This is a genomic window from Enterobacter sp. SENG-6 (assembly GCF_001605945.1).
GTDB lineage: Bacteria > Pseudomonadota > Gammaproteobacteria > Enterobacterales > Enterobacteriaceae > Enterobacter > Enterobacter cloacae.
Genome location: NZ_LOMM01000002.1, coordinates 74,540 through 98,881, shown reverse-complemented (window position 1 = coordinate 98,881; position 24,342 = coordinate 74,540). Strand labels below are relative to the sequence as shown.

Genomic DNA, 24,342 nt, shown 5'->3' with positions numbered 1-24,342 from the left:
ACGTGCTTCTCGCCGGGTGGCGGCTGCGCCTTACCCGGCCTGCACAACATTTTTAACGCTTACGCACATCCGGAATGATCAAATCCCCGCGCAGCACGTACGACCCGAGCATCTGTGTTTTTTCCGTCAACCAGCTCACGATGCGTGCCGCCATGGCATCCATGGAATACTCAATGGCCGGGATCACCGGAATGCCTGGCAGATGCAGCGATCCGGCAAGGCTGAAGACCATGATGTCCTCCGGCACCGATTTATTAAACGCCTGCAACTGCGGGATCACCCGCTGCGCTTCCTGCTCGTCCGCAACCAGTAATGCGTTGAAATTCAGCGTGCTGGCGTTATTCAGCAGCTCCTGCAGCGCCACGGACGAGGAGGTCGCATCCATAAACACGAGGTTGCGGTTGAAGGGCAGGAAATTTTTTTCCAGCGCATGTTTGTAGCCCAGCAGCACCTGATCGGCAAAGCCGCTACCGTGCGGATGGATCAGGGCAATCTGGCGGCGTCCCTGGCTGGTAAGGTAGTTACAGGCGGTTTCGGCGGCGAAGGCGTGATCGAACTGGATGCTGTTGGGATTTTCTGAGCCCATACAGTCAACCAGGATGACGTTATCCATGTCGATATCCAGTGGAAAACGCGCGCCAATCACCAGAATGTCATCGCAAAGCCCACAGGAGAGCTCTTCCAGGGCGTGCAGCACGTCCGCTTTACTATGGGCGAAGCGCAGCAGCAGGTGTTTTTGATGCTGGCTGAGCTGTTTTTCCAGCGCGTACAGATAACCGGTCGTCTGGTTAATATTCTCCTGCGCGCAAATCACCCCGATACACCCCGTCGACTGGCTCAGCAGCGACTGCGCAATCACATTGGGCCGGTAGTTCAGTTCATCTACCGCTTTCAGAACGGCCTGACGGCTGGCTTCCTTTACGCCACGCGACCCACTCAACACTCGCGATACCGTGGCTTTCGACACCCCGGCAAGACGTGATACATCATTGATTGTCGACATCTTTTTCCCCTGACAGGCTTACCTCGCGCCTGCAAATTCCATTACCGCTACGGCTCACATTATAGCCAGTAAGGAGTATATCCGTTTCCGTTTTCCATGGAAACCGATTTTCCGTTTCCACTCAAAATGATGTCAAAACAGCCAAATTCTGTGACGCACATCGGGTTAATTAGCCTCATATATAAGGGATCTTGATGGTTGTCACACTTCTGTCTTTTATAAATGGAAACCGGTTTCCATCTGATATCCAATCATTACCGCAATATCTATTTACATTTTGAGGATGGTTGTCGATGTTCAAGATTATGCTCTGCTGCTCTGCCGGGATGTCCACCAGCCTGCTGGTCAGCAAAATGGTCGATGTGGCGAAAGAACGCGGTTTGGCGGTAAAAATTGATGCGTACGGCGTTTCCGAATTTGATACGCAGTTTCCGCAATATCAGGTGGTGCTTCTCGGACCGCAAGTGAAATACATGTTACAGACACTCTCAGACAAGGCGGCCACAAAAGGCATTCCGGTCCAGCCCATCGATATGATGGACTACGGCATGCAGCGTGGCGATAAAGTACTGGACTATGCTCTGTCGCTCATCGAAGCGGCACACTAAAAGGTGTTCACATGAGTTCGTTATATCAATCCATGGTCGCGGTGATTGAGCAGTCAATTACCCCGCTGGCCGCGAAGCTCGGCCAGCAAAAGTATGTGATTGCCATCCGCGACGGCTTTACTGCCGCGCTGCCGTTTATGATCATCGGCTCGTTTATGCTGGTGTTCATCTTCCCGCCGTTCTCGGCGGATACCACCAACAGCTTTGCCCGCGGCTGGCTGGATTTCTCCCAGACTTATCGCGAACAGCTGATGCTGCCATTTAACCTCAGCATGGGCGTGATGACCTTCTTCATCTCGGTGGGGATCGGGGCGAGCCTGGGGCGTCAGTTTAATCTCGACCCGGTGATGTCCGGCCTGCTGGCCTTTATGGCCTTCCTGCTGGTCGCCGCGCCGTATGCGGACGGTAAGATCTCCACCCAGTACCTGTCTGGTCAGGGGATTTTCACTGCGCTGATCACCGCCATCTACGCCACCCGCGTCTATGCGTGGCTGAAGCAGAACAACGTGACCATTCGTCTGCCGAAGGAAGTCCCGACCGGCGTGGCGCGTTCGTTTGAGATCCTGATCCCGGTGATGGTGGTGATTGGCACCCTGCATCCGCTGAACCTGTTTATCGAGGCGCAGACCGGCATGATCATCCCGCAGGCGATTATGCACCTGCTGGAACCGCTGGTCTCTGCGTCTGACTCGCTGCCTGCCATTCTGCTTTCCGTGCTGCTGTGCCAGATCTTCTGGTTCGCCGGTATCCACGGCTCGCTGATTGTCACCGGCATCATGAACCCGTTCTGGATGGCGAACCTGTCGGCAAACCAGGCGGCTCTGGCGGCCGGTGCGGCGCTGCCGCACGTCTACCTGCAGGGCTTCTGGGATCACTACCTGCTGATTGGCGGCGTAGGCTCCACACTGCCGCTGGCCTTCCTGCTGCTGCGAAGCCGGGTAACGCACTTACGCACCATCGGCAAAATGGGCGTTGTGCCAAGCTTCTTTAACATCAACGAACCGATCCTGTTCGGCGCCCCCATTATCATGAACCCGATGCTGTTTATCCCGTTCGTGTGTGTTCCGCTGGTGAATGCGTGCCTGGCGTACGCGGCAACCAAACTGGGCTGGCTGGCACAGGTGGTATCGTTAACGCCGTGGACCACGCCCGCACCAATTGGCGCCTCATGGGCCGCCAACTGGGCGCTGAGCCCGGTGGTGATGTGTCTCATCTGTATGGTGATGTCAGCGCTGATGTACCTGCCGTTCCTGCGTGCTTACGAGCGTACGTTGATGAAAAACGAAGAGCAGAAAGCTCAGGCAACCGTCGGTACCGCTGAGACCGCAAGCAATTAAGTCAAAGAGGAAGCGTCATGAAATATACATTTCCCGATAATTTCTGGTGGGGCAGCGCAAGCTCTGCTCTCCAGACCGAAGGGACACGAGAGGGTGAAACCACATGGGATTACTGGTTTGCCCGCGAGCCGAACCGTTTTCATAACGGCGTGGGGCCGCAGCATACCTCCACGTTTTATCAGCACTGGAAAACGGACATTCAGCTGTTAAAGCAGCTGAACCACAACAGCTTTCGCACTTCTATAAGCTGGGCGCGCCTGATCCCCGACGGTATCGGTGAAGTGAATCCAAAGGCGGTCGAATTTTATAACCAGGTCATTGATGAGCTGATCGCGCAGGGCATTACGCCGTTTATCACCCTGTTCCATTTCGACATGCCGATGGCGATGCAGGAGATTGGCGGCTGGGAAAACCGGGAGGTGGTGGACGCTTACGCCCGCTATGCGCAGATTTGCTTCGACCTGTTTGGCGACCGCGTGCTGCACTGGTTTACCTTCAACGAGCCGATTGTCCCGGTTGAAGGCGGTTATCTGTACGATTTCCACTACCCCAACGTGGTGGATTTCCGTCGGGCGGCCACCGTGGCGTATCACACCGTGCTGGCCCACGCGAAGGCTGTCCAGGCCTACCGCGCCGGACATTACGCAGGTGAGATCGGCATCGTGCTCAACCTGACGCCGTCCTACCCGCGCTCGCAAAACCCGGCGGACGTGAAGGCGGCGCACATTGCGGATCTGATGTTCAACCGCAGCTTTCTGGACCCGGTTCTGCGCGGCGAATACCCGGCCGATCTGGTGGCGCTGCTGAAATCTTACGACCAGCTGCCTGCCTGTAAACCGGAGGACAGTTTCCTGATCGCAGAAGGGAAAATCGACCTGCTCGGCATTAACTATTACCAGCCGCGTCGCGTGAAGTGTCGCGACAGCGCGGTGAACCCGCAGGCGCCGTTTATGCCGGAGTGGTTCTTTGATAACTACGAGATGCCGGGCCGCAAGATGAACCCGTACCGTGGCTGGGAAATTTACGAGCCGGGTATTTACGATATTCTGGTTAATCTGCGCGACAATTACGGCAACCCACGCTGTTTTATTTCTGAAAACGGAATGGGTGTCGAAAATGAACAGCGTTTTATTGAAAATGGCCAAATCAACGATCAATACCGCATCGATTTTATTTCCGGACATTTAGCCTGGCTGCATAAAGGTATTAGCGAAGGGTGTCACTGTCTTGGTTACCATATGTGGACGTTTATTGATAACTGGTCGTGGTGTAATGCGTATAAAAACCGCTATGGCTTTATTCAGCTCGATTTAACTACGCAACAGCGCACCATTAAAAAGAGCGGAGAGTGGTTTGCTGCCACCTCTTTACATAATAGTTTCGAGAAATAGAGAGAAAGACGATGATTGCCTTGGAAGAAGCCGTGATGGAAATCATCGTCAATGCGGGTCAGTCGCGCAGCCTGTGCTTTGAAGCACTGCACGCTGCGCGGCAGGGCAACATTGACGAAGCCAAAAGCCTGCTGCGCGAAGCCGATGGCTACGCGCGCCAGGCGCACAAGATGCAGACCAAACTCATTGAGCAGGATGCGGGTGAAGCCCGTCAGCCGATGACGTTAATTATGGTGCACGCGCAGGATCATTTAATGAATTCATTACTGGCGCGTGAATTATCCGAAGAAATTATTCATTTATATCAGAGATAATCTATGGCGAAATAACGAGTAATACCTCTGTACCTTAAATAGAAATCCACTTGTTCTGATGATAGCGACATACTCTGTCAGATCGGAGCGGGATGGTTATTGTCTGAATAAAATTAAACTATATTGAGATAACCATGACTACCCTAAAAAAACTTCCATTAACCATGGCGGTTATCGCCGCGCTTTGCCCAATTTCTGTACTCGCACAGGAATTTACCCAGGAACAAATCGACGCCATTGTGGCAAAAGCGGTGGATAAAGCCCTCGCGGAGCGTCAGGCCAAAATGGATGCCGCGGTCGCGAAAAAAGCCGACGTGGTGACGGAGCCGCAAAGCGCGGCGCAATCCCCGGATATGGCTATTCCGTTCGGCATTAAATTTACCGGTTATGCCCGTTACGGCGCGCACTTCCAGGCCGCTGACCAGAAATACGTGGCGGTGGACGGTTCCTATAACGGGGCATCAGCCATCGGTCGTCTGGGTAACGAAGGCAACGGCGGTGAATTCCAGCTCTCCAAGGCTTTCAAGGGTGACAACGGCGCCATCTGGGACATCAACGTGATGATCGACCACTGGGGCGATGAAGTTAACCTGAAAAAAGCCTACGCGGGGGTGACCAACATTATGGCCTCCAACCCGAACGCCTACTTCTGGGCTGGTCGTGACTTCCACCAGCGTCCGCAGCAGGGCATCAACGATTACTTCTGGATGAACCACGACGGCCAGGGCGCCGGGGTGAAGAACTTCGACATCGGCGGCGTGCAGTTTGACGTGGCCGCCGTGGCGGCGGTGGAATCCTGTAGCCCGGAAGTCATGGAAGATGAAGCCAACCCGTCACGCATCACCTGTACCGGCGGGTCCGGCACGGGCGACAAAGGTAACTACGCGGCCACCTCGAAAATCCACGGCATGAAAGTCGGTCCGCTGGATCTGGAGCTGTACGCCAACTACGGCTTTGATTCAAAAGCGGTGGAGAGCGATGAGCGTCTGAATGCCTGGCAGGGCGGCGTGGTGCTGAGCCACACCAACGACAGCGGCGTGAACAAGGTGATTGCCCGTTACTCTGATAACGCGGACAACAGCGTGTTCAATAAAACCGAGGATCTGACCACGGTCTATGCCAGCTTCGAAGGGCTGTACAAATTCACCCAGGCCACGCAGGTGGAGTACATCCTCGCCTTCCACGACTACGACAACAGCCGTGATAAGACCGATAACCGTAAGAACTACAACGTCATTGTACGTCCGATGCACTGGTGGAACGACGTTCACTCCACCTGGCTGGAAGCAGGCTGGCAGCATGTGGATTACGACAACGGCGGCGACAACAAGGGCTGGAAGCTGACCCTGTCGCAGAACATGTCTATCGCCATGGGGCCGGAGTTCCGTCCGATGCTGCGCTTCTACGTCACCGGCGGCAAAGTGGATAACGAACGTACCGCCCGCGTGAACAATACCAAAGACGAAACGCTGGACGACTTCAACGTCGGCGCAATGTGGGAGGCGTGGTTCTAAGGTAAAAGCAAAACGGTGTATCCCCCTCTCCCCGTGGGAGAGGGTCGGGGTGAGGGCGTCAGGCCGCACACAACCATGCTATGCTGTTGACCGAATTAACGACAACATCGCAGGGGAGAACATGGGTTCCACACGTAAAGGGATGCTGAACGTCCTGATCGCCGCCGTTTTATGGGGCAGCTCAGGGGTTTGCGCGCAGTACATCATGGAGAAAAGCCAGATCTCGTCACCGTATCTGACCATGGTTCGCCTGCTGTTTACCGGCCTGATCCTGCTGACGCTTTCCTTCGTTCACGGCGACAAAATTTTCTCGGTCATCAAACATCGCAAAGACGCCCTCAGCCTGCTGTTTTTCTCCCTGGCTGGCGCGCTCACGGTGCAGCTCACCTTCCTGGTGACAATCGAGAAATCCAACGCGGCTACGGCCACCGTGCTGCAGTTTCTGTCACCGACGATTATCGTGGCGTGGTTTGCGCTGGCGCGGAAAAAGCGGCCGGGTCTGTTTGTGCTTTCCGCGATCCTGACCTCACTGGTGGGGACATTTTTGCTGGTCACCCACGGCGACCCCACTTCACTCTCCATCTCGCCTGCGGCTTTGTTCTTCGGCATTGCCTCGGCCTTTGCCGCGGCGTTTTACACGACGTATCCGTCAACCCTGATCGCCCGTTACGGCACCTTGCCGATTGTCGGCTGGAGTATGTTGATCGCCGGCTTAACGCTGACGCCGTTCTACGCTGGGCGCGGCACCGCGTTTGTCATTGACGGCAGCCTGCTGCTGGCGTTTTTCTACCTGGTGGTGATCGGCACGGCGCTGACGTTCAGCCTGTACCTGAAAGGCGCGCAGATGATCGGCGGGCCGAAGGCGAGCATTCTGAGCTGCGCCGAGCCGCTGAGCAGCGCGTTACTGTCGGTGATTTTACTGGGCGTGGCGTTTACGCTGCCGGACTGGCTGGGCACGCTGCTGATCGTGTCGTCGGTGGTGTTGATTTCGATGGATTCGAGAAAACGGGTGAAAGCCCCGGCGTGATTTATGAATAATAGTGATAGCGACACATCAGAATGGTGAGAGCGCTATCCGTCACCCCGTAAACCAGACGGTCAGTGTCGTTAATCCGGCGGGACCAGTACCCGGAAAGGTTGCCCTTAAGCGGTTCCGGCTTACCCAGGCCGTCAAAGGGTTGGCGCTTCGCATCTTCAATTAGCTTGTTGATTCTGCGAAGCGTCTTCTTGTCCTGCTCCTGCCACCACAGGTAATCGTCCCAGCCGTTATCAGTCCAAATCAGTAGCCTGGTCATCTATCAGATCCCTCTGCGTGGTTTTTCCCGTGTTTGCCTGTGCGATTGACTCCATCAGTCGGCTGGCGTTGGCAGGCGAACTCATCAGATGGATGGTTTCCATCATTGAGTTGTAGTGCTGCAGAGACATCACTACCGCATCACCACCATTGCGACGGCTGATAATGGTTGTCTCCACGTTGTCATTCACGTCGTCCAACACATCTTTGAGTCGGCTTCGCGCTTCGGTAAACGTCACAACCTGCATACTTCCTCCTGTACAAGTTACGGTACAAGTATAAAGAGTTGGTGGTCACTTATCAACCAGCACACAGTCTTTACGCCGCTTACTGCGCCTTTACTTTCCCCGCCGTCAGCAGCATCAGGGGGCCGGAAATCACGACGGGCTACAGTGCTTCTCAGATTTGCCGTATTCAGGCTCTCTACAGGAATGTAGCTTCTGATTAAATAGCAGCCCTGAGATAGAGTAATCAGTCAGTACTACTCCATTAGACATTTTCTACTCCATACATTCTCATCTTTCGCCACAGCGTGGTCGGACTGATCCCCAGAATCAACGCTGCTCTGGCGCGATCGTTGTCGGTCTGTTTCATCACGGAAGCAATCAGTTTCTGTTCCTGTTTTTTTAGTAAATCAACCTCATCCGTCAGTGGGATTACAGTTTCTTCGCTAGCTGAGGAAGAAGTCGAAAGGTGACACAGGGACTTCAATACATCCACATCCACCACGCTCTTATTATGCAGAACTATCAGGCGGAAAAGAGCAGCCTGAAGCTCCCGGATATTCCCAGGCCACGGATAGCTATTAAGGTAATTCACAGCCTCATCGGTGAAAGTTAATAACTTCCCTTGCCTTGCCAGCAGAGAGGCAATAATCAACATTACATCCCCTGTACGTTCTCTGAGTGTGGGCAACCGTAGCTCAAGAATATTGACACGGTACCACAGGTCCTGACGGAACTTACCCGCCGCCACCTGCACGCTAAGATCTTTGTTGCTGGCGGTAATCAGGCGAAAATTAGCGCTAATCAGCGTTTCGCCTCCCACCCGGCAGAACTGCTTCTCTTGTAAAATACGCAGCAATTTAATCTGCACCGCAGGCGGTGCTTCACTGATTTCATCGATAAACACGGTGCCGTTCATCGCCATCTCAAAAATGCCAGGTTTGCCGCCCCGACGCGCGTTAGTGAAGGCACCATCGGCATAGCCGAAAAGCTCACTCTCTAGTAGGGTTTCTGGAATAGCGGCACAGTTGATGGCGATAAAGGGCCCGGCGCTGCGTGGGCTGGCGTGATGGATGCTCTGGGCAAACAGCTCTTTGCCGGTGCCGGTATCGCCCAAAATATGTACTGGCAGGTCATGAGCAGCATAGATTTTGGCCTGTGAAATTACCGACGCCATAACCGGAGAATCGCCAATGATATCGGCGAAGGAATAAGTGGTGATAAAACCTTTGTTATCGCTCTTCCTGACACTACGAGAAGCAGACCAGCCTGTTTGCTCTGGTCTGATGCCGGTAATGATGGTGTAAAAACTGTTCTTATTGGAAAAGTGCTTCACCGACAGATACACCGTCTCACCGTTAATCTCAAGCGCATGCTCTTTGACGTCCTGTTCATTGATGATGCTGCCGAAAATCTCCTTATAGGCCTCTTTTTTGAAGATCTTCTCGCCAATACTGCACTGGAACAGTGAGAAGCCTCGGGCGTTAATGTTGATGATTTCTCCGGACTGGTCGAGGCACATCACCCCCTCGCGCGATTGGTTGAGTGCTGACCAGGACATAGCCAGCTTCACGCTCTCGCTGTTGATGTATTTCAACATGCTTGTAGCGACATCAAGCGCCTGTTCGATGGAGATGTTGTCCGTATCGCCCATGATAACGTTCAGATCGTACTTTTTCGCCATCTCGGCCACCGTCAGGCCGCCGATAACCAATTGATAGTCATTGTCCGCAAGATTTTTCACCACATTTTCGATGTCGTTATGGTTATAGACCTGGCAGATTTTAAACGCATCGTCGGTCATGTTCTGATAGTGGCGTAGTACGTTGCAGAACTGGGGAAACCCTACCGCCGCAATTTTCTGTGACTTCTTACGGGCTTCCTGCAGGATGCGATAGATCCCGTGCAGGTCATGGGCAATTTCAACGACCGGAATGTTCAGGTTGTTACGCAGCAGTGCCGCTGTCCCACCCCGGCTAATAAAAATTTTTGTGCCGCCCTGAATGAGCTGTTGGGCTTTTTCCACCACGTCAGAGAAGTGATATTCGTAAACGGGGATGTCGATTTTTCTTTCGATAAGCACATTGGATATGCGTTGCGTGATGGTTTTTGACACCGAGAAAATAGCTATTCCATTGTTTTTCATAGTCAATCCAGGATTATCGGTTTATGCAGCACATCATATAGTCAGGCCTTTCACGCCAAAATGCGTCATCCGGCAAAACGAAAAAAAAGCCTGCGCATTGAGGGCGCAGGCAAAGGCTCTTAAACAGACTTCTCACTTAAAAACGTTGGCGACGATAGACAATTTGCCCGTTGATGATGGTGGCGCAGTTATCGATATAACGGTCCCCCTCAAGCACCGCTCCTTTGGTGTCTTCAAACACTATCTTGTCTTTACGCAATTTCACGATGGCAATATCCGCAAGTGCACCGGGCGCCAGAGTGCCAATCTGCCCCTGCATTTTCATCAGTCGTGCTGGCGTGCGGGTGACAGCACGAACCACCTCGAAGAAGGACATGCCCATGTTGAGGTACTTCGACATGATAAACAGCAGGCTGAACACTTTGTCGGTGCGCAGACTGTTACGCAGCGTCAGGTCGGTGCTGATGATATCCGGGTTAAAGCCCTGTTCCATGGCGTTGCGGGCTACATTGAAATCAAAGTGCGCCACACCGTTAGAACAGTCGAATATTACCCCGCGACCTTTCGCATCGCGGATTGCCGGAAACAGTTCGCCACTCTCCCTCAGAATGGCGTTGCCAGTACCGTGGAAACAGTGGGCGTAGATGTCATCCGCCTGAAAGTGACCAATCAGTTCATCAGCAGGCAGACGTGAATCGGTTACATGTACGCACAGTGTGGTTTTCAGCGCTCGGGCCAGTTCCACGGTGGCGTAGAACGGATCACCACTGAAGTTGCGCCCGGTGGCAATATCCTGGCTATAGCGCAGCTTCAGCCCAAGGATGTTGTCGCGGTTTTCGTCCAGCGTCTGGCTGATTTTCTCCACGTTAAAGTTAGCCGGGTTGGTGTTTTCCAGATACCCCGTCGGCCCGCCACCCAGCGTGGATAACCCCACGTTGACCACATTAAGATAACTTTTAATGCGCGTCTGGGCTGTATTCATCACGCTATTACGGAACAGTTTGTAGTTCACCCAACCGCTGCTCCCGGCATCCACTACGCTTGTGACCCCGTTAGGCAGACAGAGCACATCGGGGTTTACGCTGATGGCGGTGCCGCCGTGAAAAACGTGAGCATGAAAATCAATTAGCCCCGGCAGGACAATGCAGCCTGCCGCGTCGATAATGGTTTCCGCTTGCGCGTTTTCAACGTCCTGCAAATCCACAATGCGGTTGCCGACAATACCGATGTTCTGGTTTACATAGTCTGCGTTGTCGAGATCGGCCACCAGACCATTTTTAATGAGTATGTCGAGTTTCATTTCGCCCTCTTTATCAAATACCGATCATTTTCCAGTAGGGAATGCCGATCAGGAAGTAGACCAGCACGTTGACCAGCACCATGATGGTGCCAAGCAGCCAGAAGGTTTTTTGCGGCACATAACCGCTGGAGAAGGTGAATACCCCGGCGCCATTCCCGTAGTGGGTGAGCAATGCGCCGTAACCGGCTGAGAAGGCCAGCGACAGGGCGATGTACATCGGGTGCGCCTGCGTGGTCATCCCAAGGGTAAAGAGCACCGGGTAGAACGAAACCACAAACGCACTGTTCGATACGAAGAAATAACGCACCGCGAGGCTGATAAACACCAACACGCCGAGGGCACTGATTTCACTCAGTTGTGACAGGTCGAGGTAGTTTTTGATCACATCCACCAGGTAGACATAGAAGCCTCCTTTGGAGAGCGCGACCGCACATCCGTAAAATGCACCATACCAGACGAAGGTCTGCCAGGCTGATTTTTCGCTGACCACATCGTTCCAGCTCAATACGCCGAACAGCAACAAGCAGGCAAGGAACGCGAGGCCGACCGGAATAAACTCAATACCGGTGATAGAACCCGTCATCCAGCCGATAATTCCCAACACAAAGAAGACAATCAGCAGCTTCTCTTCACGCTTCACTGGGCCCAGTTCCTGCAACCCTTTAGTGGCGATTTCGTTAACGTTGGTAATGGTTTTCAGCTCAGGCGCGTAGAGCTTGTAGAGGATCCACGGCGCAGCCAGCAGCACAATGCCAGCGGGCACAACGGCGGCTTTTAACCACACCATCCATTCGAGATTTACGTTCATGATCTCGTTGGCGAGCGAGACGGTAATAGAGTTGGTCGCCATCCCTGTCAGGAACAGGCTGGAAGTGCCCATCGACACCACGTACATCAGGATCGTGAGATACGCGCCGATTTTGCGGCTGCCTTCATCCGGCTTTGAACCCAACGCTTCGGCAATATTACGGAAAATCGGGTAAGTAATGCCGCCAGAGCGTGACATGTTTGAGCCAGTTGCCGGTGCCAGAACAGTATCCGTGATCATCATCAAATAGCCCAACGTCAGGGTATTTTTGCCGTAACGTTGCAGCAGCAGATAGGCGATACGTTTGCCCAGACCGGTGATAACAAAAGCTTTGCAGATAATAAAGGCGCTGATGATAAACCACACCATCGGGCTACCGAATCCAGCAAACAGCGGACCCGGTTCAACTACCAGCGAGGCGAAACCGAGGATGATGAGCATAATTATGGCGTCGGTAAACGGGCGCAGGACTAACCCGCACAGCATCGCCAGATAGATACCGACCATTTCCCAGGTCTGGGCAGAAACGCCTTCAGGGTGAGGGATGACCCAAAAAAGAACGGGGAAAAAGATAATGGGTAAGAGTTTTAGATAAAGCATATTTACATTACCTGTACCTGGAAGCCACACGCCGTGATGCTGGCGTGCAGCCTTTCATTATTGGTATGAATTAGCGATAGATATCGTCGATGAACTCAACGCCTTTTTCGTCTAATGATTTTCTTACCCATGCACGGTTGGCCGTACCGTTCTTTGCGGCTTCCACTTTGCCCGCATCAAATTTGGCGTAGTCTGTGGCTTTGTCGAGCAGGGCGGCGGCATCGTTCAGCGGTACCACGATCACGCCATCTGCATCACCCACAATCAGGTCGCCCGGACACACCGCTACGCCGCCAACGGCAATCGGCGTGTTCACTTCACCCGGGCCTTCTTTAAACGGGCCTGCCGGGTTTGAACCCGTGGCGAAGAGAGGGAAATCCAGCACCGACAGTGCATCAATGTCGCGGATCGGGCCATCCAGCACGATACCGGCGATTTTTTTGGTGCTGTGGGCGTAAGCCACCATGATTTCACCCATCAGCGCCCGGGAACGGTCGCCTTCGTTAGAGACCACGATGACATCATTTTCCGTTGCCATATCCAGTGCGGCATGCAGCATCAGGTTGTCACCTGCGCGTGCTTTCACCGTAATGGCGTAACCCGCCATAATCGGTTTCTTCGGTGAAGAGATGCGCTTGATGCCGTTACCCAGCACAGCAATGCGGTTCATGGTGTCGGCGATGTTTGCTGCGGGAAGCTGTTCATAATGTTTTAACAACTCAACGTCGAATGCCGGGCGTTTCGTGTAGATACGGTTTCCAATAGACATAATTTTCTCCTTAAAAACCCGGCACCGGCCAGGACGGTTTTTTACCTGATAACACTTCATCGATACCGATAGCGGAGTGCAGCGAGGCGCGGTCAGTAGCTTCTTTGGTGGCAGCACCAATGTGCGGGGCAATCACAACATTGCTCAGAGCAAAAATCGGATCTGCCGGATCGAAAGGCTCTTTTTTCAGCACGTCGACACCGGCACCGGCAATGGCGTGAGTAGAAAGCGCATGGTAGAGGGCTTTTTCATCGACCAGCTTGCCGCGTGCGGTATTGATGAAGTAGGCGCTGGGTTTCATCAGGGCGAACTGTTTTTCGCCGACGAAATCGGTAGTTTCCGCAGTGGTTGGGCAGTGCAGGGAGACGAAATCGCTCTCTTTGAAGATGCGATCGAAGTCGTTGGTTAACTCCACACCTTCCGGTATCTGGTCCTGAGTTTTGTACGGGTCGTAGGCGATGACTTTCATGTTGAAGCCATGCAGCGCTTTGATGGCAACACGCGATCCGATGTTCCCCACGCCCACAAGACCTAAGGTTTTTCCATCCAGCTCGACTTTTGGGGTGCGCAGTTTTGCCCAGTAATAATCCTCAAGCATTTTCTGCTCAACCAGCTTGAAGTTACGTGAGCAGTGCAGCATGTAAAAAATGGTCAGTTCGGCAACAGACATGCTATTAGCAATCGGCGCATTTAATACGGTTACACCGTGGCGTTTCGCGGAATCTAAATCAACGGTGTCATAACCTGCGCCATGGCGGGCCACTACTTTTAATTTTTTCGCCGCTTCGAATACACGATCGGACATTTTTGAGAGGCGAACAATAATACCGTCGCAATCCGGGATATCACGGATGATATCTTCTTCCATTCCTGAACCGGTAATCAGTTCATAACCACGGCTCTCAAGATACTCTCTCCCTTCCTTCATGATTTCTTGTGGAAGTAAAATTTTGTAGGCCATTAACGTTCTCCAGTGTTGTTTTCTACAACACGTGATAAGCATACAATGTGCCAAAATTTATCCCGGAAAACAATTAACTATAACTTATTGAAATTTAATTATTTTATTATTTATCGAGAGATTTTAAATTGTGATGTGGTTAACAATAATATTTCTTCATTTCAAAATAAAAACAAGTTTATTTCATATTGAAACAAGCAATGATGACCGTGTCACATTATTTCATTGTGAGGCTTAAAGGTTATTCCCGCTGACATTAATTGATTGTTGTTTTTTTAAAATAAGATATTTTCATTAGCAAGAAAAATGACTTAACCAGTATTTATATCTGGAAAAAATCGAACGTCATCTCCTGATAAATTGCGCCAGCTCAGACCTGGTAAAATAGAAAGGTCAAAAAAACTTAACGTACAATAATTTTCGATATCCAAACTGACCCCACAGAAAAAACCGCCAACCAGTTGGGGTGTGCAATCTCTCCGGCATGGAGCGAAGGGGCAGAGTGGATCTGTTCTGTCACGGCATCTTATGAGGAGAAAAAGGGTGAAAGCCCCGGCGTAGCCTGTTGCCCTCACCCCAGCCCTCTCCCACGGGAGAGGGAGAAAAGCATTACTTCGCCTTCACTTTCCCTGCCACCAGCAGCGCGGTCAGCAACATCAGCGTGCCGGAGATGACCAGCGGCGACGTCAGCCCCAGGTGGTCGAGCGCCACGCCGCCCACCGCCGCGCCGCAGGTGTTCGCCAGCTGGATCACCGCCACCTGAATCGACCCGGCTTTTTCAGCCTGATCGGCAAGCGAGCGGGTGATCCACGTCGACCAGCCCACTGGCACCAGCGCAAAGGCAAAGCCCCAGATAATCGCAATCGCCGAGGCAACCCATTTGTCGCTGCCCCACAGGATCAGCACGACGGCACTGACAGCCAGTACCAGCGGGGCACCAGCAAGCGCCACTTTCAGGGAACGCTTCAGGAACTGAGACGACAGCGAGGTGCCGACAAAGCTGGCGATACCGAAGCTGAGCAGCACCAGCGTCAGGCCATCCACGTCAAAGCCCGCCATGGTCATAAAGACCGGGCGGATATAGGTAAAGAAGGCAAACTGCCCGGCAAAGGCCATGAAGATGGCGGTCATCCCCGCCAGCACGCCGGGGCGCTTAAGCAGACTGAACATGTTCTGTTTGTGGTGCGCCGCTTCTCCCGGCAGGGACGGCAGCGCTTTCCACACCCACAGAATGCAGAGAAAACCCATCACCGCTGCGGCGTTAAAGACGTTACGCCAGCCGATGATTCCGCCAAGGAAACTCCCCAGCGGCGCGGCAATCACCAACGCGATGGAGACCGCGCCAAAGATAACGGAGAGGGCTTTCGGCACGGTGCGTGCCGGCACCAGACGCATGGTGAGCGAGGCGGACATTGCCCAGAAACCGCCCAACCCCAGACCCAGACAGGCGCGGCCGAGCAGCAGCAGGGTGAAGCTCTCCGCGAAAGAGACCAGCAGACAGGAGAGCGTCAGGAGCACGCTGAAGAGAATGACCACTTTGCGGCGATCAATCGCGCCAATAACCTGCGTGATAAACAGGCTGGCAAACATCGCCACAAACGCGGTCACGGTAACGGACTGCCCTGCTACGCCCTCGGAAATGCCCAGATCCTGCGCCATCGGCGTCAGCAGGCTGACCGGTAAAAACTCGACGGTAATCAGACAGGCGACGCAGAACACCACGGAAAAAACCGCCGACCAGTTGGGGCGAGAAACCTCTTTGGTCTGCGGTCTGGTCGTGGGCTGGATATGTTCTGTCATGGTGTCACCTGAGATAAAAACGTGCGGGAAAGTCGCGCAGTTTATCATCAAAAGTGTGACGAATTTAACGTTTCGACAACTTTTCTTGCATCGCCGCCTTCGCCAGCCCGACGATCCACTCCTGATGCCCGTTGATCATCGGGTTCGGTAGGGTACGTGCTAATTCCTGTGCCGGAACGCCTTTCTGCGACTCCTGAGTCAAAATACGGACGCGGTTACCCGGTAAGTCTTCAAACAGCCAGGCGTGGATCACATCCAGACGCGCGCTCTCCTCCCCTTCCACCCAGCCGTGCCAGGCGATACGCGCCGCCTCGCCATCGACCGGCGGAACATACTCCGTCACCTGCGCCTCAACCGGAAAGCCAAAGGTCGTGAAGCGGAAGCGGGCGTTGGCGCTCAGTTCCGGACCGCTGCCGTCGTGAAAACGAATATCTTCGGCGTTGCTGTAGTAGTTCGGCCACAGGGTAGTGTCGTTAAGCTGCGCCCAAATCTCTTTTGCGCTCAGCCCGGCGACAATGATTTCGTTGGACGCAAAGTTATCGGTGGTGCCTGGCAGGTAATCGTCTGGCCAGATAATGGTGGATTGTTTCATGGTTCACCTCATCGTTAGTGGATGAGGTGATGGTGCGCCCGTGAGTGGTATAAAACTAATGATGATGCCTTATACTCATCATCACGGTTCGTGATATCAGTGCAGGTAAAACACACCCTCTTCCGGCAGAAAGAGCTGGTTGTAACGCAGCTGGAAAGCGTTCAGCTCCTGCGGATCCGGCTCCATCTCGCGCATAAAGCCAAGGGCGAGGCGGATTTGCGCATCGGTGATCGGCGCGGCCAGACGGGCTTTACGCAACATGCGGTGCCAGGTGTGAAGATTCTCTTCGCTACCGTCGACGATACAGACCTGCCAGATGAGCAGCACCTGGGCAGCGTTTTGCAGATGCGCCTCGTCCGGGCGTTCAAGATAGCGGATAAACTCATTGCCGGGCGTTTTACCGAACTGGTCGATCATCGACTCGACCGGCATCGGGGTGATACCCAGCCGTTCGCTTAAACGTTTGATGGCGCGGCGGGAATCCGAGGTCAGGACACGAAACCCAACCACAAACACCACGGCAAGCGTTGCCAGCATTATCCAGACCATGCGTTCTCCTTTGAATAGCCGCTCATCATAGCGGGAAACGCAGGGTATCGACAGCGGGCACGGCCATAATAGTGAACTGAAAAAAGGTAGAACATCGTCATGAAAACGGATCTGCGCATGCTGGATCTTAACCTGCTGAAAACGCTCGACGCCCTGCTGGATGAACGCAGCGTCACCCGCGCGGCGGCGCGTCTGGCCCTGACCCAGCCGGCGGTCAGCGGCATGCTGAACCGCCTGCGGGATTACTTCGACGACCCGCTGTTTATCCGAGCGCCCCACGGCATCGTACCCACGACGCGTGCGGAAGAGCTGGCCGCGCCGGTGAAGCGCATCCTGGCAGATATCGACCTCCTGCTGCAGCCGGTGGCGTTTGACCCACGACAGGCCACTCTCACCTTCACGCTTGCTGCCACCGATTACGCGCTCCGCGCGATCGCGGTGCCGTTTATCGCGGCACTGAAGGTGCGGGCACCGGCAATACGCGTGCGGGTTATACCTGTCGATTCCGAGCGCATGATGAACCAGCTTGAACGCGGGAACGTTGACGTGGCGCTGATCACGCCCCACACCACGCCAGACGACCTGCACAGCCGGGCGCTTTATGATGAACGGTACGTTTGCATGATGCGTGCCGACCACCCGGACGCGGGCAAACCGCTCTCTCTGGCGCGCTTTTGCGCCCTTGAGCACGTGCTGGTCTCTTATGAGGGTGACAGTTTTCGCGGCGTGACGGATGGCGCGCTGGAAAAAATGGGCCGGACGCGGCACGTGGGGTTATCGGTGAGCAACTTCCTGGTACTGCCAGATGTACTGGCGATAAGCGATATGATCGCCGTGGTACCGTCACGGATAGCGGAAAACCAGACGGGAATGTTTGTCTGCGACACACCGGTTCCGGTGCCGGGTTTCACCAAGTGCATGGCCTGGCACGCCAGAACACACCGTAATCCCGCGCAGATGTGGCTGCGCGGGTTGTTGCTGGAAACCTGTCAGCGCGCCTGAAGCCCTTTCAGCAGTGCCTCGTGGAAGCGTGCAGGATCCTGCATCTGCGGCGCGTGCCCCATGTCGTTGAACTCGACCAGCGTCGCGTGCGGGATGCGTTTCGCCGTCTCCTTCCCCAGCACCGCATAGTTGCCGAGCGTTTTGCGGATCTCAGGCGGGGCGAGATCTTTCCCGATGGCGGTGTTGTCCTTCGTGCCGATCATCAATAATACCGGCATCTTTAGTTCACTAAATTCGTAGATCACCGGCTGGGTGTAAATCATGTCGTAAAGCAGCGCCGAGTTCCAGGCCACACGTTCTTTTCCCGGCCCGTTGTTCAGCCCGGCAAGCATGGTGACCCAACGCTCGTACTCCGGCTTCCACTCTCCGGCGTAGTAGGTATTTTTCTCGTACTGACGAATGCCGTCGGCGCTGACCTTCAGCTCGCGCTGGTACCACTGGTCGACCGTAATATGCGGCACGCCGCGCGCTTTCCAGTCTTCCAGACCAATTGGGTTGACCATCACCAGCTGCTCCACCTGCTGCGGCCACATCAGCGCGTAGCGGGTCGCCAGCATGCCGCCAGTCGAGTGGCCGATAACAGTCACGCGATCGACGCCGAGCGTTTTCAGCAAGGCGTGGGTGTTATCAGCCAGCTGCTGAAAGGTGTACTGATAGTGCTCCGGTTTGGTGGATTTACAAAAGCCAATCTGGTCGGGAGCGATCACCCGATAACCGCTGGCTGAGAGCGCACGGATAGTGCCGTCCCAGGTACCGGCGCAGAAGTTTTTGCCGTGCATCAGCACCACGGTGCGGCCGTTGGGTTTTTCCGGCTTCACGTCCAGATAAGCCATATCCAGAGACTGTTCCTGGGAGGTAAACGTAAAGTGTTTTACCGGCCAGCCGTAGTCGAAACCTTCCAGCTTCTCGCCGTAGGTGGGCGCATCCGTAGCCATTGCGGGGGTTGCCAGCGCCATCAACAGCGCCAGGCAGGATAATCGTCGGGTCAACATGCAAGCTCTCCCATAGCAAAAGGAATAAGGCTGCGCGAAAAGCGGCAGCAAAAAAAACTGTAGAGCAAGGAGAGGGGCGAGTGTGTAAAGCGGGGTAAAAACTGGAATTTAAAACAAAAAAGCCCGGCATCACACACCGGGCAAAGAAGTCACCTGCACACTCAGGCTGCTTTTAATTTCTGCACACGATTTTCACGGCGAATTTTACGTTCTTCGAGCACCGCAACCATTGCCATCAGGACGATACAGCCGATGGCGGCGGCATCCAGCGCCGCAAAGGTGCCTGCCCAGCCGGTGAGGCCGAAAATCGGCGTGCCGTCGGCAATCATCCCCAGACCCAGCTTGGCGAAGCTGTCGCCGATCAGGTAGGCGAAGGTGCCTTTAATCCCGTCGGCGGCGCCGATCGCTTTTTTCGGTACAAAACCTACCGCCGCTACGCCGATCAACAGCTGCGGACCAAACACCAGGAAGCCGAGCGCAAACAGGGACGCCAGGTAAACGTACTGGTTGCTGGCGTGCTGGTAGACGCCCAGGGTAGCGATAATCAGCGCCAGCGCGACGCAGGCCACCAGCGCACGACGACCGTTGGCGAGGTCAGAGAGCCAGCCCCACAGCAGCGTACCGACCAGCGCACCCACTTCAAACAGGGTAAAGCCCTGAATCGCGACTTCTTTAGAGAGCTTCAGCTCCTGGAAGGCATACACGGTCGACCACTGGTCAATACCGATGCGCACCACGTACAGGAAAATGTTGGAGAAGCAGAGCAGCCAGATCACTTTGTTTTTCAGCACGTACTCAACAAAGATCTGCCATTTTGTCATCTCGTTCTCTTCGGTCTCTTTGTCCTCTTCGCTGATCGCCTCGCCGAACAGCTCTTCGGCTTTGCCGAGGCCGTAAGATTCCGGAGAGTCGCTGCCAAAACGCAGACCGATAAAGCCGACAATCAGGGCGATAATCGACGGGAAGATAAACATGCCGATGACGTGACCGTCAAACAGGTAGTTCGCGCCGAACAGCGCCACGCCTGCTGCACCCGCCCCGCCGAGGTTGTGGGAGATGTTCCACATACCAAGGTATGAACCACGCTTACGGCGCGGGGTCCATTTGGTGATGGTGGAGTAGCTGCACGACCCACCGGTACTCTGGAAGAAACCGCTCAGGGCGTAGAAGGCGATCATCAGGAACAGGCTGACGGAGCCCGCGCCCATGCTGGCGCTGAAGCCGAGCATACAGATGGCGGAGAGGATCAGCATAAACGGCAGGAATTGCTTGGTGTTTTTGCCGTCTGCATAGTACGAGACAACGGTTTTGCCCACGCCGTAGGTGATGGAGAAGCCCAGGCCAATCATCCCCAGCTGCGTCATGCTCAGCCCGTAGGTGGAGATCATGTCGTTCTGCGCGATGTTAAAGTTTTTGCGGATCAGGTACATGGTCAGGTAGCCGATAAAGACCACCAGATAGGACTGCATAAACGGTTTGAACCACATTTTGCGCCGCACGTCGAGCGGCAGATCCAGGGTCGGCTTGCGCACCTGATTAAGGAAGGCCAGCATGGTTTGCTCCTGAGCTGATTTTTACCTGCGAATGGCAGGCATTGTAAAAATCAGCCAGGAGAGATGCCTGAGACAGCGTCCAGGTAAAACCGGGAAAATTTCTTAGTTTTGCGCCACTCGGGGTGAAAAGGTGAGGCGCATCACATCACACTGGCTTCACGCGGCGCCTGCGCATGCAAAAACGGCAGCAGCAGCAGGGCCGATATCCCCGCCGCGATGGCGATCACGGCAAAGAAACCGCTCCAGTGCCAGATGTCGATCACCCGCGCCAGCGGCCAGCCGGAGAGGGACGCGCCCAGGTAGGCGAACAACCCGACGAAGCCCGTCGCCGCACCCGCCGCCTCTTTATGCGAGCATTCTGCCGCCGCCATGCCGATCAGCATCTGCGGGCCAAACACGAAGAAGCCGATGGTAAAGAAGCACGCCGCCTGCATCACGTAGCTGGCGAACGGCATCAGCCACAGCGAACCGACGGAGAGTAAAATTCCTGCCGCAAAGATGAGGTTCATTGGGCCACGGTTGCCGTTGAAGAGCTTATCCGAGCCCCAGCCCGCCACCAGCGCGCCGATAAACCCGCCCAGCTCGAACATCGTCACCGCCGAGTTGGCGGTCACCAGGTCCACCCCCAGCGTCTCGGACATGTACAGGTTACCCCAGTCGTTGATGGCCGCGCGCACCACGTAGACCAGCACGTAGCAAAGCGACAGCAGCCAGATATACGGGTTTAACAGCACGTATTTGGTGAGGATCTCTTTGCGCGTCAGCCCCGCCCCCTCAAGCTGTTGCGCCACTTCCATTTCATCGTGCCGCCAGTCGCCCACCGCGGGCAGCCCCACGGTTTGTGGCCTGTCGCGCAGCCGCCAGCAGAGGAACAACCCGGCCAGGATCGCCAGACCACCGGCAATCATCATCCCCGCGCGCCAGCCGTAGTGCAGCGCCGCGGCACCGACCACCATTGGGATCAGCGCGCCACCGACGTTATGCGCGGTGTTCCAGATAGCCCACCAGCCGCCGCGCTCGTTGCGCGAATACCACGCCGTGAGCAGGCGGGCGCAGACCGGCGCGCCCCAGCCCTGGAAAAAGGCGTTCAGCGCCCACAGCAGGGCAAAGGCCCAGAGCGAGGTGGAGAAGCCAAACAGAATGTTCACCACGCCGGTGGCGATTAGTCCAAAACCCATAAAATAGCGGGCGTTGGAGCGGTCGCTGACGATGCCGGAGAAGAACTTCGACAGGCCGTAGGTGATGTAGAACAGCGTCGCCAGCAGGCCGATATCGGTGCGCGTCATCACGCCGCTGGCAAGGATTTCTGGCGCGGCGGCGTTGAAACTTTTGCGGGTAAAGTAGAACAACGCGTAGCCGAGCCAGATAGTGATCAGGATATGACGACGCCAGTAGCGGTAGCGGGCGTCGATCTCCGCTTTGTTGCCTATCGGCGCGGCGTTTGCGGGGGTTTTAAACATGATGGCTCCTTAGCGGCAGGCTGACGCTGACGCGCGTCCCGTGGGTGCAGGAGATATTCAGCGTGCCGCCCAGCGCCTTCACGCGCTCGCGCATGCCCGCCAGGCCAAACCCCTGCTGCCCCGAGCCCGGCGGCAGGCCGCAGCCGTCGTCCTCAATCACCAGCCTGAGGCTTTCATCCTGCTGCCAGCCCTGCAGCGTCACCGCGCTGGCGTTGGCGTGTTTGACGATATTGTTCAGCCCTTCCTGACAGACGCGGAACAGCGTGACGCGCTGGCCTTCACTCAGCAATGATTCATCAATGCGCCAGTCGAGATGGCTGACAATTCCGCGGCTTTCCAGCTCCATCTCGCGCATCAGGGAGCGCACCGCCTGTTCCAGAGAGAGATCGTCCAGCTGGCGCGGACGCAGCCTGCCCAGCAGGCGACGCACCGAATCGTACACGCCAAGAGAGAGCTGTTCGATATGCGCCCCGCCCTGCTTCACCCCGGCGTTATCCGCCGCCAGGCGCTGGACGATACCCGCCTGGGTGCGAATGGCGGTAATGGTCTGGCCGATGTCGTCGTGCAGTTCGCGCGCTACCTCCTGGCGCACGCTCTCTTCGGTCTCCAGCAGGCGTTCTGCCAGGCGGCGATTGCGCGACAGTTCGGTTTGCAGGGACTGGTTCAGCTCACGCAGGCGCTGAATACCTGCCCCGAGCAGCAGCCCGGTCAGGCTCTGCGCCAGCAGAGAGAGCAGTAAATCGACCGGGTGATCGTGCCAGGTCTGGCTGGCAATCAGCGCGATGGCGTTCATCAGTGTGGCGATCAGCGCCCCCTGCCAGCCGTAATGCCAGGCGAGAGCAATGATCGGCAGCGCCAGACAAAACGGGGTAAAACGGGAAAGCTCAGCAGGCAGGCCAAGCTGCAGCCACAGGCTCACCACAAACAGCAGCAGATACCAGATGAGATGCCGGGCGCGCCAGTTAACCGGCTGGGAGACCAGCGATGGCCCGAGCGGCTGCCAGACAGTGCTGGTGAGATAGTGCCAGAAAACCAGACAGGTGGGTGCCAGCGTCAGGCCGCCGGTCAGGGTCAGCAGCAGGGCGTTAAGCATCTCCTTTTCGCCTACCCACGGCAGGGATTGCAGCAGCGCTGCTGCAATCAGCGCCGCCCCCTGGCGCAGCAGCGTGCGCCAGTCGCGCTGGTGACGATAGCGGGAAATCAGCGCAACCGGGAGGAGCGTGAGCAGGCTTCCGGTCATCAATAAGGGTAGATGCGCGAGGGCGACCTCCTGCGACAACCAGATCAGCATCAGCCACTCTGCGCCCAACAAAACCGGCCAGTAGCCGCGCGGGCATTGCAACATCAGCCCCAGACGCAGGCCAAAGGGAAACAGCAGCACCGCCAGCTCCGGGCGTTCCACCAGATGCAGGCTGATGCTCCACAGGCAGAACCAGGCGGCAGAGAAGATAAAAAAGCTGGCAACAACGGCGATCAGCCGCGAAATCAACGGGTTCATTGCCAGCTATCGAACATACGGCGCGCCAGCTCGACGTCGTTGCTGACGCCGAGTTTTTCCATCAGGTTAGCGCGGTGAACGTGCACGGTTTTGGGCGACAAACCCAGTTCGGCGGCAATCTCTTTCACCGCCATCCCCTGCGCGAGTTTTTCTGCCACCTGACGCTCACGCCGGGTAAGCGGATCCTGACGTCCGGCCGCCAGCTTGAGGGCGATATCCGGCGTCAGGTAGCAGCCGCCCGTCGAGACGGTGCGCACGGCGGCAATCAGCTCGTCCGGGCTACAGCGTTTTGACAGAAACCCACGCGCACCGGCATTGAGCGCCTGCTCCACCAGCGCCGGGCTGTCATGAACCGAGAGCATGATAATCGCCATCCCTTTCGGTAACTGACTTAGCAGCTCCAGCCCGGAGAGATCTGGCATTGAGATGTCACAGATACAGACCTGTACGCCACGCCCCGGCAGGCCCGCCAGCGCCTCGCGCCCCGAGCCGAACTCTGCCACCACCTGAAAATCCGGTTCGAGGTTTAAAAGCTGGGCAAAGCCGGAGCGAACGATAAGGTGGTCGTCGATGAGAGCGATGGTGGTCATGTCTGTTCCTGCGGTCTGAAAACGCCGGATGGCGCTG

23 protein-coding genes are annotated in these 24,342 nt (G+C 55.5%); 7 read left to right on the top strand and 16 right to left on the bottom strand.

Features of this window, described 5'->3' with window-relative positions:
- Positions 1 to 52: 52 nt before the first annotated feature.
- Positions 53 to 1,003: a LacI family DNA-binding transcriptional regulator gene (locus tag AX755_RS01345; protein ID WP_013094823.1), complete on the bottom strand. Its 951-nt coding sequence runs from the start codon at positions 1,001 to 1,003 to the stop codon at positions 53 to 55.
- Positions 1,004 to 1,296: 293 nt separating this feature from the next.
- On the opposite strand from AX755_RS01345, the gene AX755_RS01340 reads away from it, so the two are divergent.
- From AX755_RS01340 to AX755_RS01315, 6 genes are all read left to right on the top strand, one after another.
- Positions 1,297 to 1,611: a PTS sugar transporter subunit IIB gene (locus AX755_RS01340; RefSeq protein ID WP_013094822.1), complete on the top strand. Its 315-nt coding sequence runs from the start codon at positions 1,297 to 1,299 to the stop codon at positions 1,609 to 1,611.
- A gap of 11 nt (positions 1,612 to 1,622) precedes the next feature.
- Positions 1,623 to 2,948 carry a PTS cellobiose transporter subunit IIC gene (locus AX755_RS01335; protein WP_013094821.1) on the top strand — a complete coding sequence of 442 codons (1,326 nt, stop codon included), beginning with the start codon at positions 1,623 to 1,625 and terminating at the stop codon, positions 2,946 to 2,948.
- A gap of 17 nt (positions 2,949 to 2,965) precedes the next feature.
- Complete coding sequence (locus AX755_RS01330; RefSeq protein ID WP_040021094.1) at positions 2,966 to 4,339, top strand: glycoside hydrolase family 1 protein; 1,374 nt, start codon at positions 2,966 to 2,968, stop codon at positions 4,337 to 4,339.
- A gap of 11 nt (positions 4,340 to 4,350) precedes the next feature.
- Complete coding sequence (locus AX755_RS01325; protein ID WP_008500136.1) at positions 4,351 to 4,653, top strand: PTS lactose/cellobiose transporter subunit IIA; 303 nt, start codon at positions 4,351 to 4,353, stop codon at positions 4,651 to 4,653.
- 134 nt (positions 4,654 to 4,787) lie between these two features.
- Positions 4,788 to 6,167, top strand: a complete 1,380-nt coding sequence (locus tag AX755_RS01320) for a carbohydrate porin (RefSeq protein ID WP_062856166.1) — start codon at positions 4,788 to 4,790, stop codon at positions 6,165 to 6,167.
- A 121-nt stretch (positions 6,168 to 6,288) separates the two neighbouring features.
- Positions 6,289 to 7,194 carry an EamA family transporter gene (locus tag AX755_RS01315; RefSeq protein WP_023620617.1) on the top strand — a complete coding sequence of 302 codons (906 nt, stop codon included), beginning with the start codon at positions 6,289 to 6,291 and terminating at the stop codon, positions 7,192 to 7,194.
- A 1-nt stretch (position 7,195) separates the two neighbouring features.
- On the opposite strand, the gene AX755_RS01310 is transcribed toward AX755_RS01315, so the two are convergent.
- From AX755_RS01310 to AX755_RS01265, 10 genes are all read right to left on the bottom strand, one after another.
- Positions 7,196 to 7,462: a Txe/YoeB family addiction module toxin gene (locus AX755_RS01310; protein ID WP_020686436.1), complete on the bottom strand. Its 267-nt coding sequence runs from the start codon at positions 7,460 to 7,462 to the stop codon at positions 7,196 to 7,198.
- Positions 7,437 to 7,709 carry a type II toxin-antitoxin system Phd/YefM family antitoxin gene (locus AX755_RS01305; protein WP_041911702.1) on the bottom strand — a complete coding sequence of 91 codons (273 nt, stop codon included), beginning with the start codon at positions 7,707 to 7,709 and terminating at the stop codon, positions 7,437 to 7,439. The genes AX755_RS01310 and AX755_RS01305 overlap by 26 nt, the downstream gene beginning before the upstream one ends.
- A gap of 241 nt (positions 7,710 to 7,950) precedes the next feature.
- The gene (locus tag AX755_RS01300) at positions 7,951 to 9,831 is read right to left on the bottom strand and encodes a sigma 54-interacting transcriptional regulator (protein WP_062856165.1); all 1,881 of its coding nucleotides are present in this window, start codon (positions 9,829 to 9,831) and stop codon (positions 7,951 to 7,953) included.
- A 136-nt stretch (positions 9,832 to 9,967) separates the two neighbouring features.
- Positions 9,968 to 11,131, bottom strand: a complete 1,164-nt coding sequence (locus AX755_RS01295) for a metallo-dependent hydrolase (protein ID WP_062856164.1) — start codon at positions 11,129 to 11,131, stop codon at positions 9,968 to 9,970.
- A 13-nt stretch (positions 11,132 to 11,144) separates the two neighbouring features.
- Positions 11,145 to 12,539 carry a DASS family sodium-coupled anion symporter gene (locus AX755_RS01290; protein ID WP_062856163.1) on the bottom strand — a complete coding sequence of 465 codons (1,395 nt, stop codon included), beginning with the start codon at positions 12,537 to 12,539 and terminating at the stop codon, positions 11,145 to 11,147.
- Positions 12,540 to 12,609: 70 nt separating this feature from the next.
- Positions 12,610 to 13,308, bottom strand: a complete 699-nt coding sequence (locus AX755_RS01285; protein ID WP_062856162.1) for an RraA family protein — start codon at positions 13,306 to 13,308, stop codon at positions 12,610 to 12,612.
- Between the two features lie 10 nt (positions 13,309 to 13,318).
- Entirely contained in the window at positions 13,319 to 14,269 is a 951-nt protein-coding gene (locus tag AX755_RS01280) for a hydroxyacid dehydrogenase (protein ID WP_062856161.1), read from the bottom strand.
- Positions 14,270 to 14,878: 609 nt separating this feature from the next.
- Positions 14,879 to 16,069 (bottom strand): purine ribonucleoside efflux pump NepI, encoded by a 1,191-nt coding sequence (gene nepI, locus AX755_RS01275; RefSeq protein ID WP_062856160.1) that lies wholly within the window; start codon positions 16,067 to 16,069, stop codon positions 14,879 to 14,881.
- Positions 16,070 to 16,133: 64 nt separating this feature from the next.
- A complete protein-coding gene (locus tag AX755_RS01270) occupies positions 16,134 to 16,661 on the bottom strand; it encodes an SRPBCC domain-containing protein (protein WP_062856159.1) in 528 nt (175 codons plus the stop codon).
- 96 nt (positions 16,662 to 16,757) lie between these two features.
- Positions 16,758 to 17,210, bottom strand: coding sequence for a DUF1198 domain-containing protein (locus tag AX755_RS01265; protein WP_014830062.1), 453 nt, complete (start codon positions 17,208 to 17,210; stop codon positions 16,758 to 16,760).
- Positions 17,211 to 17,309: 99 nt separating this feature from the next.
- Here AX755_RS01265 and AX755_RS01260 point away from each other — a divergent pair, with 99 nt between their 5' ends.
- The gene (locus tag AX755_RS01260) at positions 17,310 to 18,212 is read left to right on the top strand and encodes a LysR family transcriptional regulator (RefSeq protein ID WP_062856158.1); all 903 of its coding nucleotides are present in this window, start codon (positions 17,310 to 17,312) and stop codon (positions 18,210 to 18,212) included.
- Here AX755_RS01260 and AX755_RS01255 read toward each other — a convergent pair.
- The 5 genes from AX755_RS01255 to uhpA form a co-directional block, all read right to left on the bottom strand.
- Positions 18,200 to 19,204: an alpha/beta fold hydrolase gene (locus AX755_RS01255; protein ID WP_038418263.1), complete on the bottom strand. Its 1,005-nt coding sequence runs from the start codon at positions 19,202 to 19,204 to the stop codon at positions 18,200 to 18,202. The genes AX755_RS01260 and AX755_RS01255 overlap by 13 nt on opposite strands.
- Positions 19,205 to 19,365: 161 nt before the next feature.
- Entirely contained in the window at positions 19,366 to 20,757 is a 1,392-nt protein-coding gene (uhpT, locus tag AX755_RS01250) for a hexose-6-phosphate:phosphate antiporter (RefSeq protein WP_013094812.1), read from the bottom strand.
- 140 nt (positions 20,758 to 20,897) lie between these two features.
- Entirely contained in the window at positions 20,898 to 22,217 is a 1,320-nt protein-coding gene (locus AX755_RS01245) for an MFS transporter (protein WP_013094811.1), read from the bottom strand.
- Complete coding sequence (uhpB, locus tag AX755_RS01240) at positions 22,210 to 23,715, bottom strand: signal transduction histidine-protein kinase/phosphatase UhpB (RefSeq protein ID WP_013094810.1); 1,506 nt, start codon at positions 23,713 to 23,715, stop codon at positions 22,210 to 22,212. The genes AX755_RS01245 and uhpB overlap by 8 nt, the downstream gene beginning before the upstream one ends.
- Complete coding sequence (uhpA, locus tag AX755_RS01235) at positions 23,712 to 24,305, bottom strand: transcriptional regulator UhpA (RefSeq protein WP_013094809.1); 594 nt, start codon at positions 24,303 to 24,305, stop codon at positions 23,712 to 23,714. Before uhpA ends, uhpB begins: the two co-directional genes overlap by 4 nt.
- Positions 24,306 to 24,342: the final 37 nt, after the last annotated feature.

Coding starts and splice junctions, on each gene's coding strand:
- AX755_RS01345 (WP_013094823.1), bottom strand. CDS start 1,003: ATGTCGACAATCAATGATGTATCACGTCTTGCCGGGGTGTCGAAAGCC.
- AX755_RS01340 (WP_013094822.1), top strand. CDS start 1,297: ATGTTCAAGATTATGCTCTGCTGCTCTGCCGGGATGTCCACCAGCCTG.
- AX755_RS01335 (WP_013094821.1), top strand. CDS start 1,623: ATGAGTTCGTTATATCAATCCATGGTCGCGGTGATTGAGCAGTCAATT.
- AX755_RS01330 (WP_040021094.1), top strand. CDS start 2,966: ATGAAATATACATTTCCCGATAATTTCTGGTGGGGCAGCGCAAGCTCT.
- AX755_RS01325 (WP_008500136.1), top strand. CDS start 4,351: ATGATTGCCTTGGAAGAAGCCGTGATGGAAATCATCGTCAATGCGGGT.
- AX755_RS01320 (WP_062856166.1), top strand. CDS start 4,788: ATGACTACCCTAAAAAAACTTCCATTAACCATGGCGGTTATCGCCGCG.
- AX755_RS01315 (WP_023620617.1), top strand. CDS start 6,289: ATGGGTTCCACACGTAAAGGGATGCTGAACGTCCTGATCGCCGCCGTT.
- AX755_RS01310 (WP_020686436.1), bottom strand. CDS start 7,462: ATGACCAGGCTACTGATTTGGACTGATAACGGCTGGGACGATTACCTG.
- AX755_RS01305 (WP_041911702.1), bottom strand. CDS start 7,709: ATGCAGGTTGTGACGTTTACCGAAGCGCGAAGCCGACTCAAAGATGTG.
- AX755_RS01300 (WP_062856165.1), bottom strand. CDS start 9,831: ATGAAAAACAATGGAATAGCTATTTTCTCGGTGTCAAAAACCATCACG.
- AX755_RS01295 (WP_062856164.1), bottom strand. CDS start 11,131: ATGAAACTCGACATACTCATTAAAAATGGTCTGGTGGCCGATCTCGAC.
- AX755_RS01290 (WP_062856163.1), bottom strand. CDS start 12,539: ATGCTTTATCTAAAACTCTTACCCATTATCTTTTTCCCCGTTCTTTTT.
- AX755_RS01285 (WP_062856162.1), bottom strand. CDS start 13,308: ATGTCTATTGGAAACCGTATCTACACGAAACGCCCGGCATTCGACGTT.
- AX755_RS01280 (WP_062856161.1), bottom strand. CDS start 14,269: ATGGCCTACAAAATTTTACTTCCACAAGAAATCATGAAGGAAGGGAGA.
- nepI (WP_062856160.1), bottom strand. CDS start 16,069: ATGACAGAACATATCCAGCCCACGACCAGACCGCAGACCAAAGAGGTT.
- AX755_RS01270 (WP_062856159.1), bottom strand. CDS start 16,661: ATGAAACAATCCACCATTATCTGGCCAGACGATTACCTGCCAGGCACC.
- AX755_RS01265 (WP_014830062.1), bottom strand. CDS start 17,210: ATGGTCTGGATAATGCTGGCAACGCTTGCCGTGGTGTTTGTGGTTGGG.
- AX755_RS01260 (WP_062856158.1), top strand. CDS start 17,310: ATGAAAACGGATCTGCGCATGCTGGATCTTAACCTGCTGAAAACGCTC.
- AX755_RS01255 (WP_038418263.1), bottom strand. CDS start 19,204: ATGTTGACCCGACGATTATCCTGCCTGGCGCTGTTGATGGCGCTGGCA.
- uhpT (WP_013094812.1), bottom strand. CDS start 20,757: ATGCTGGCCTTCCTTAATCAGGTGCGCAAGCCGACCCTGGATCTGCCG.
- AX755_RS01245 (WP_013094811.1), bottom strand. CDS start 22,217: ATGTTTAAAACCCCCGCAAACGCCGCGCCGATAGGCAACAAAGCGGAG.
- uhpB (WP_013094810.1), bottom strand. CDS start 23,715: ATGAACCCGTTGATTTCGCGGCTGATCGCCGTTGTTGCCAGCTTTTTT.
- uhpA (WP_013094809.1), bottom strand. CDS start 24,305: ATGACCACCATCGCTCTCATCGACGACCACCTTATCGTTCGCTCCGGC.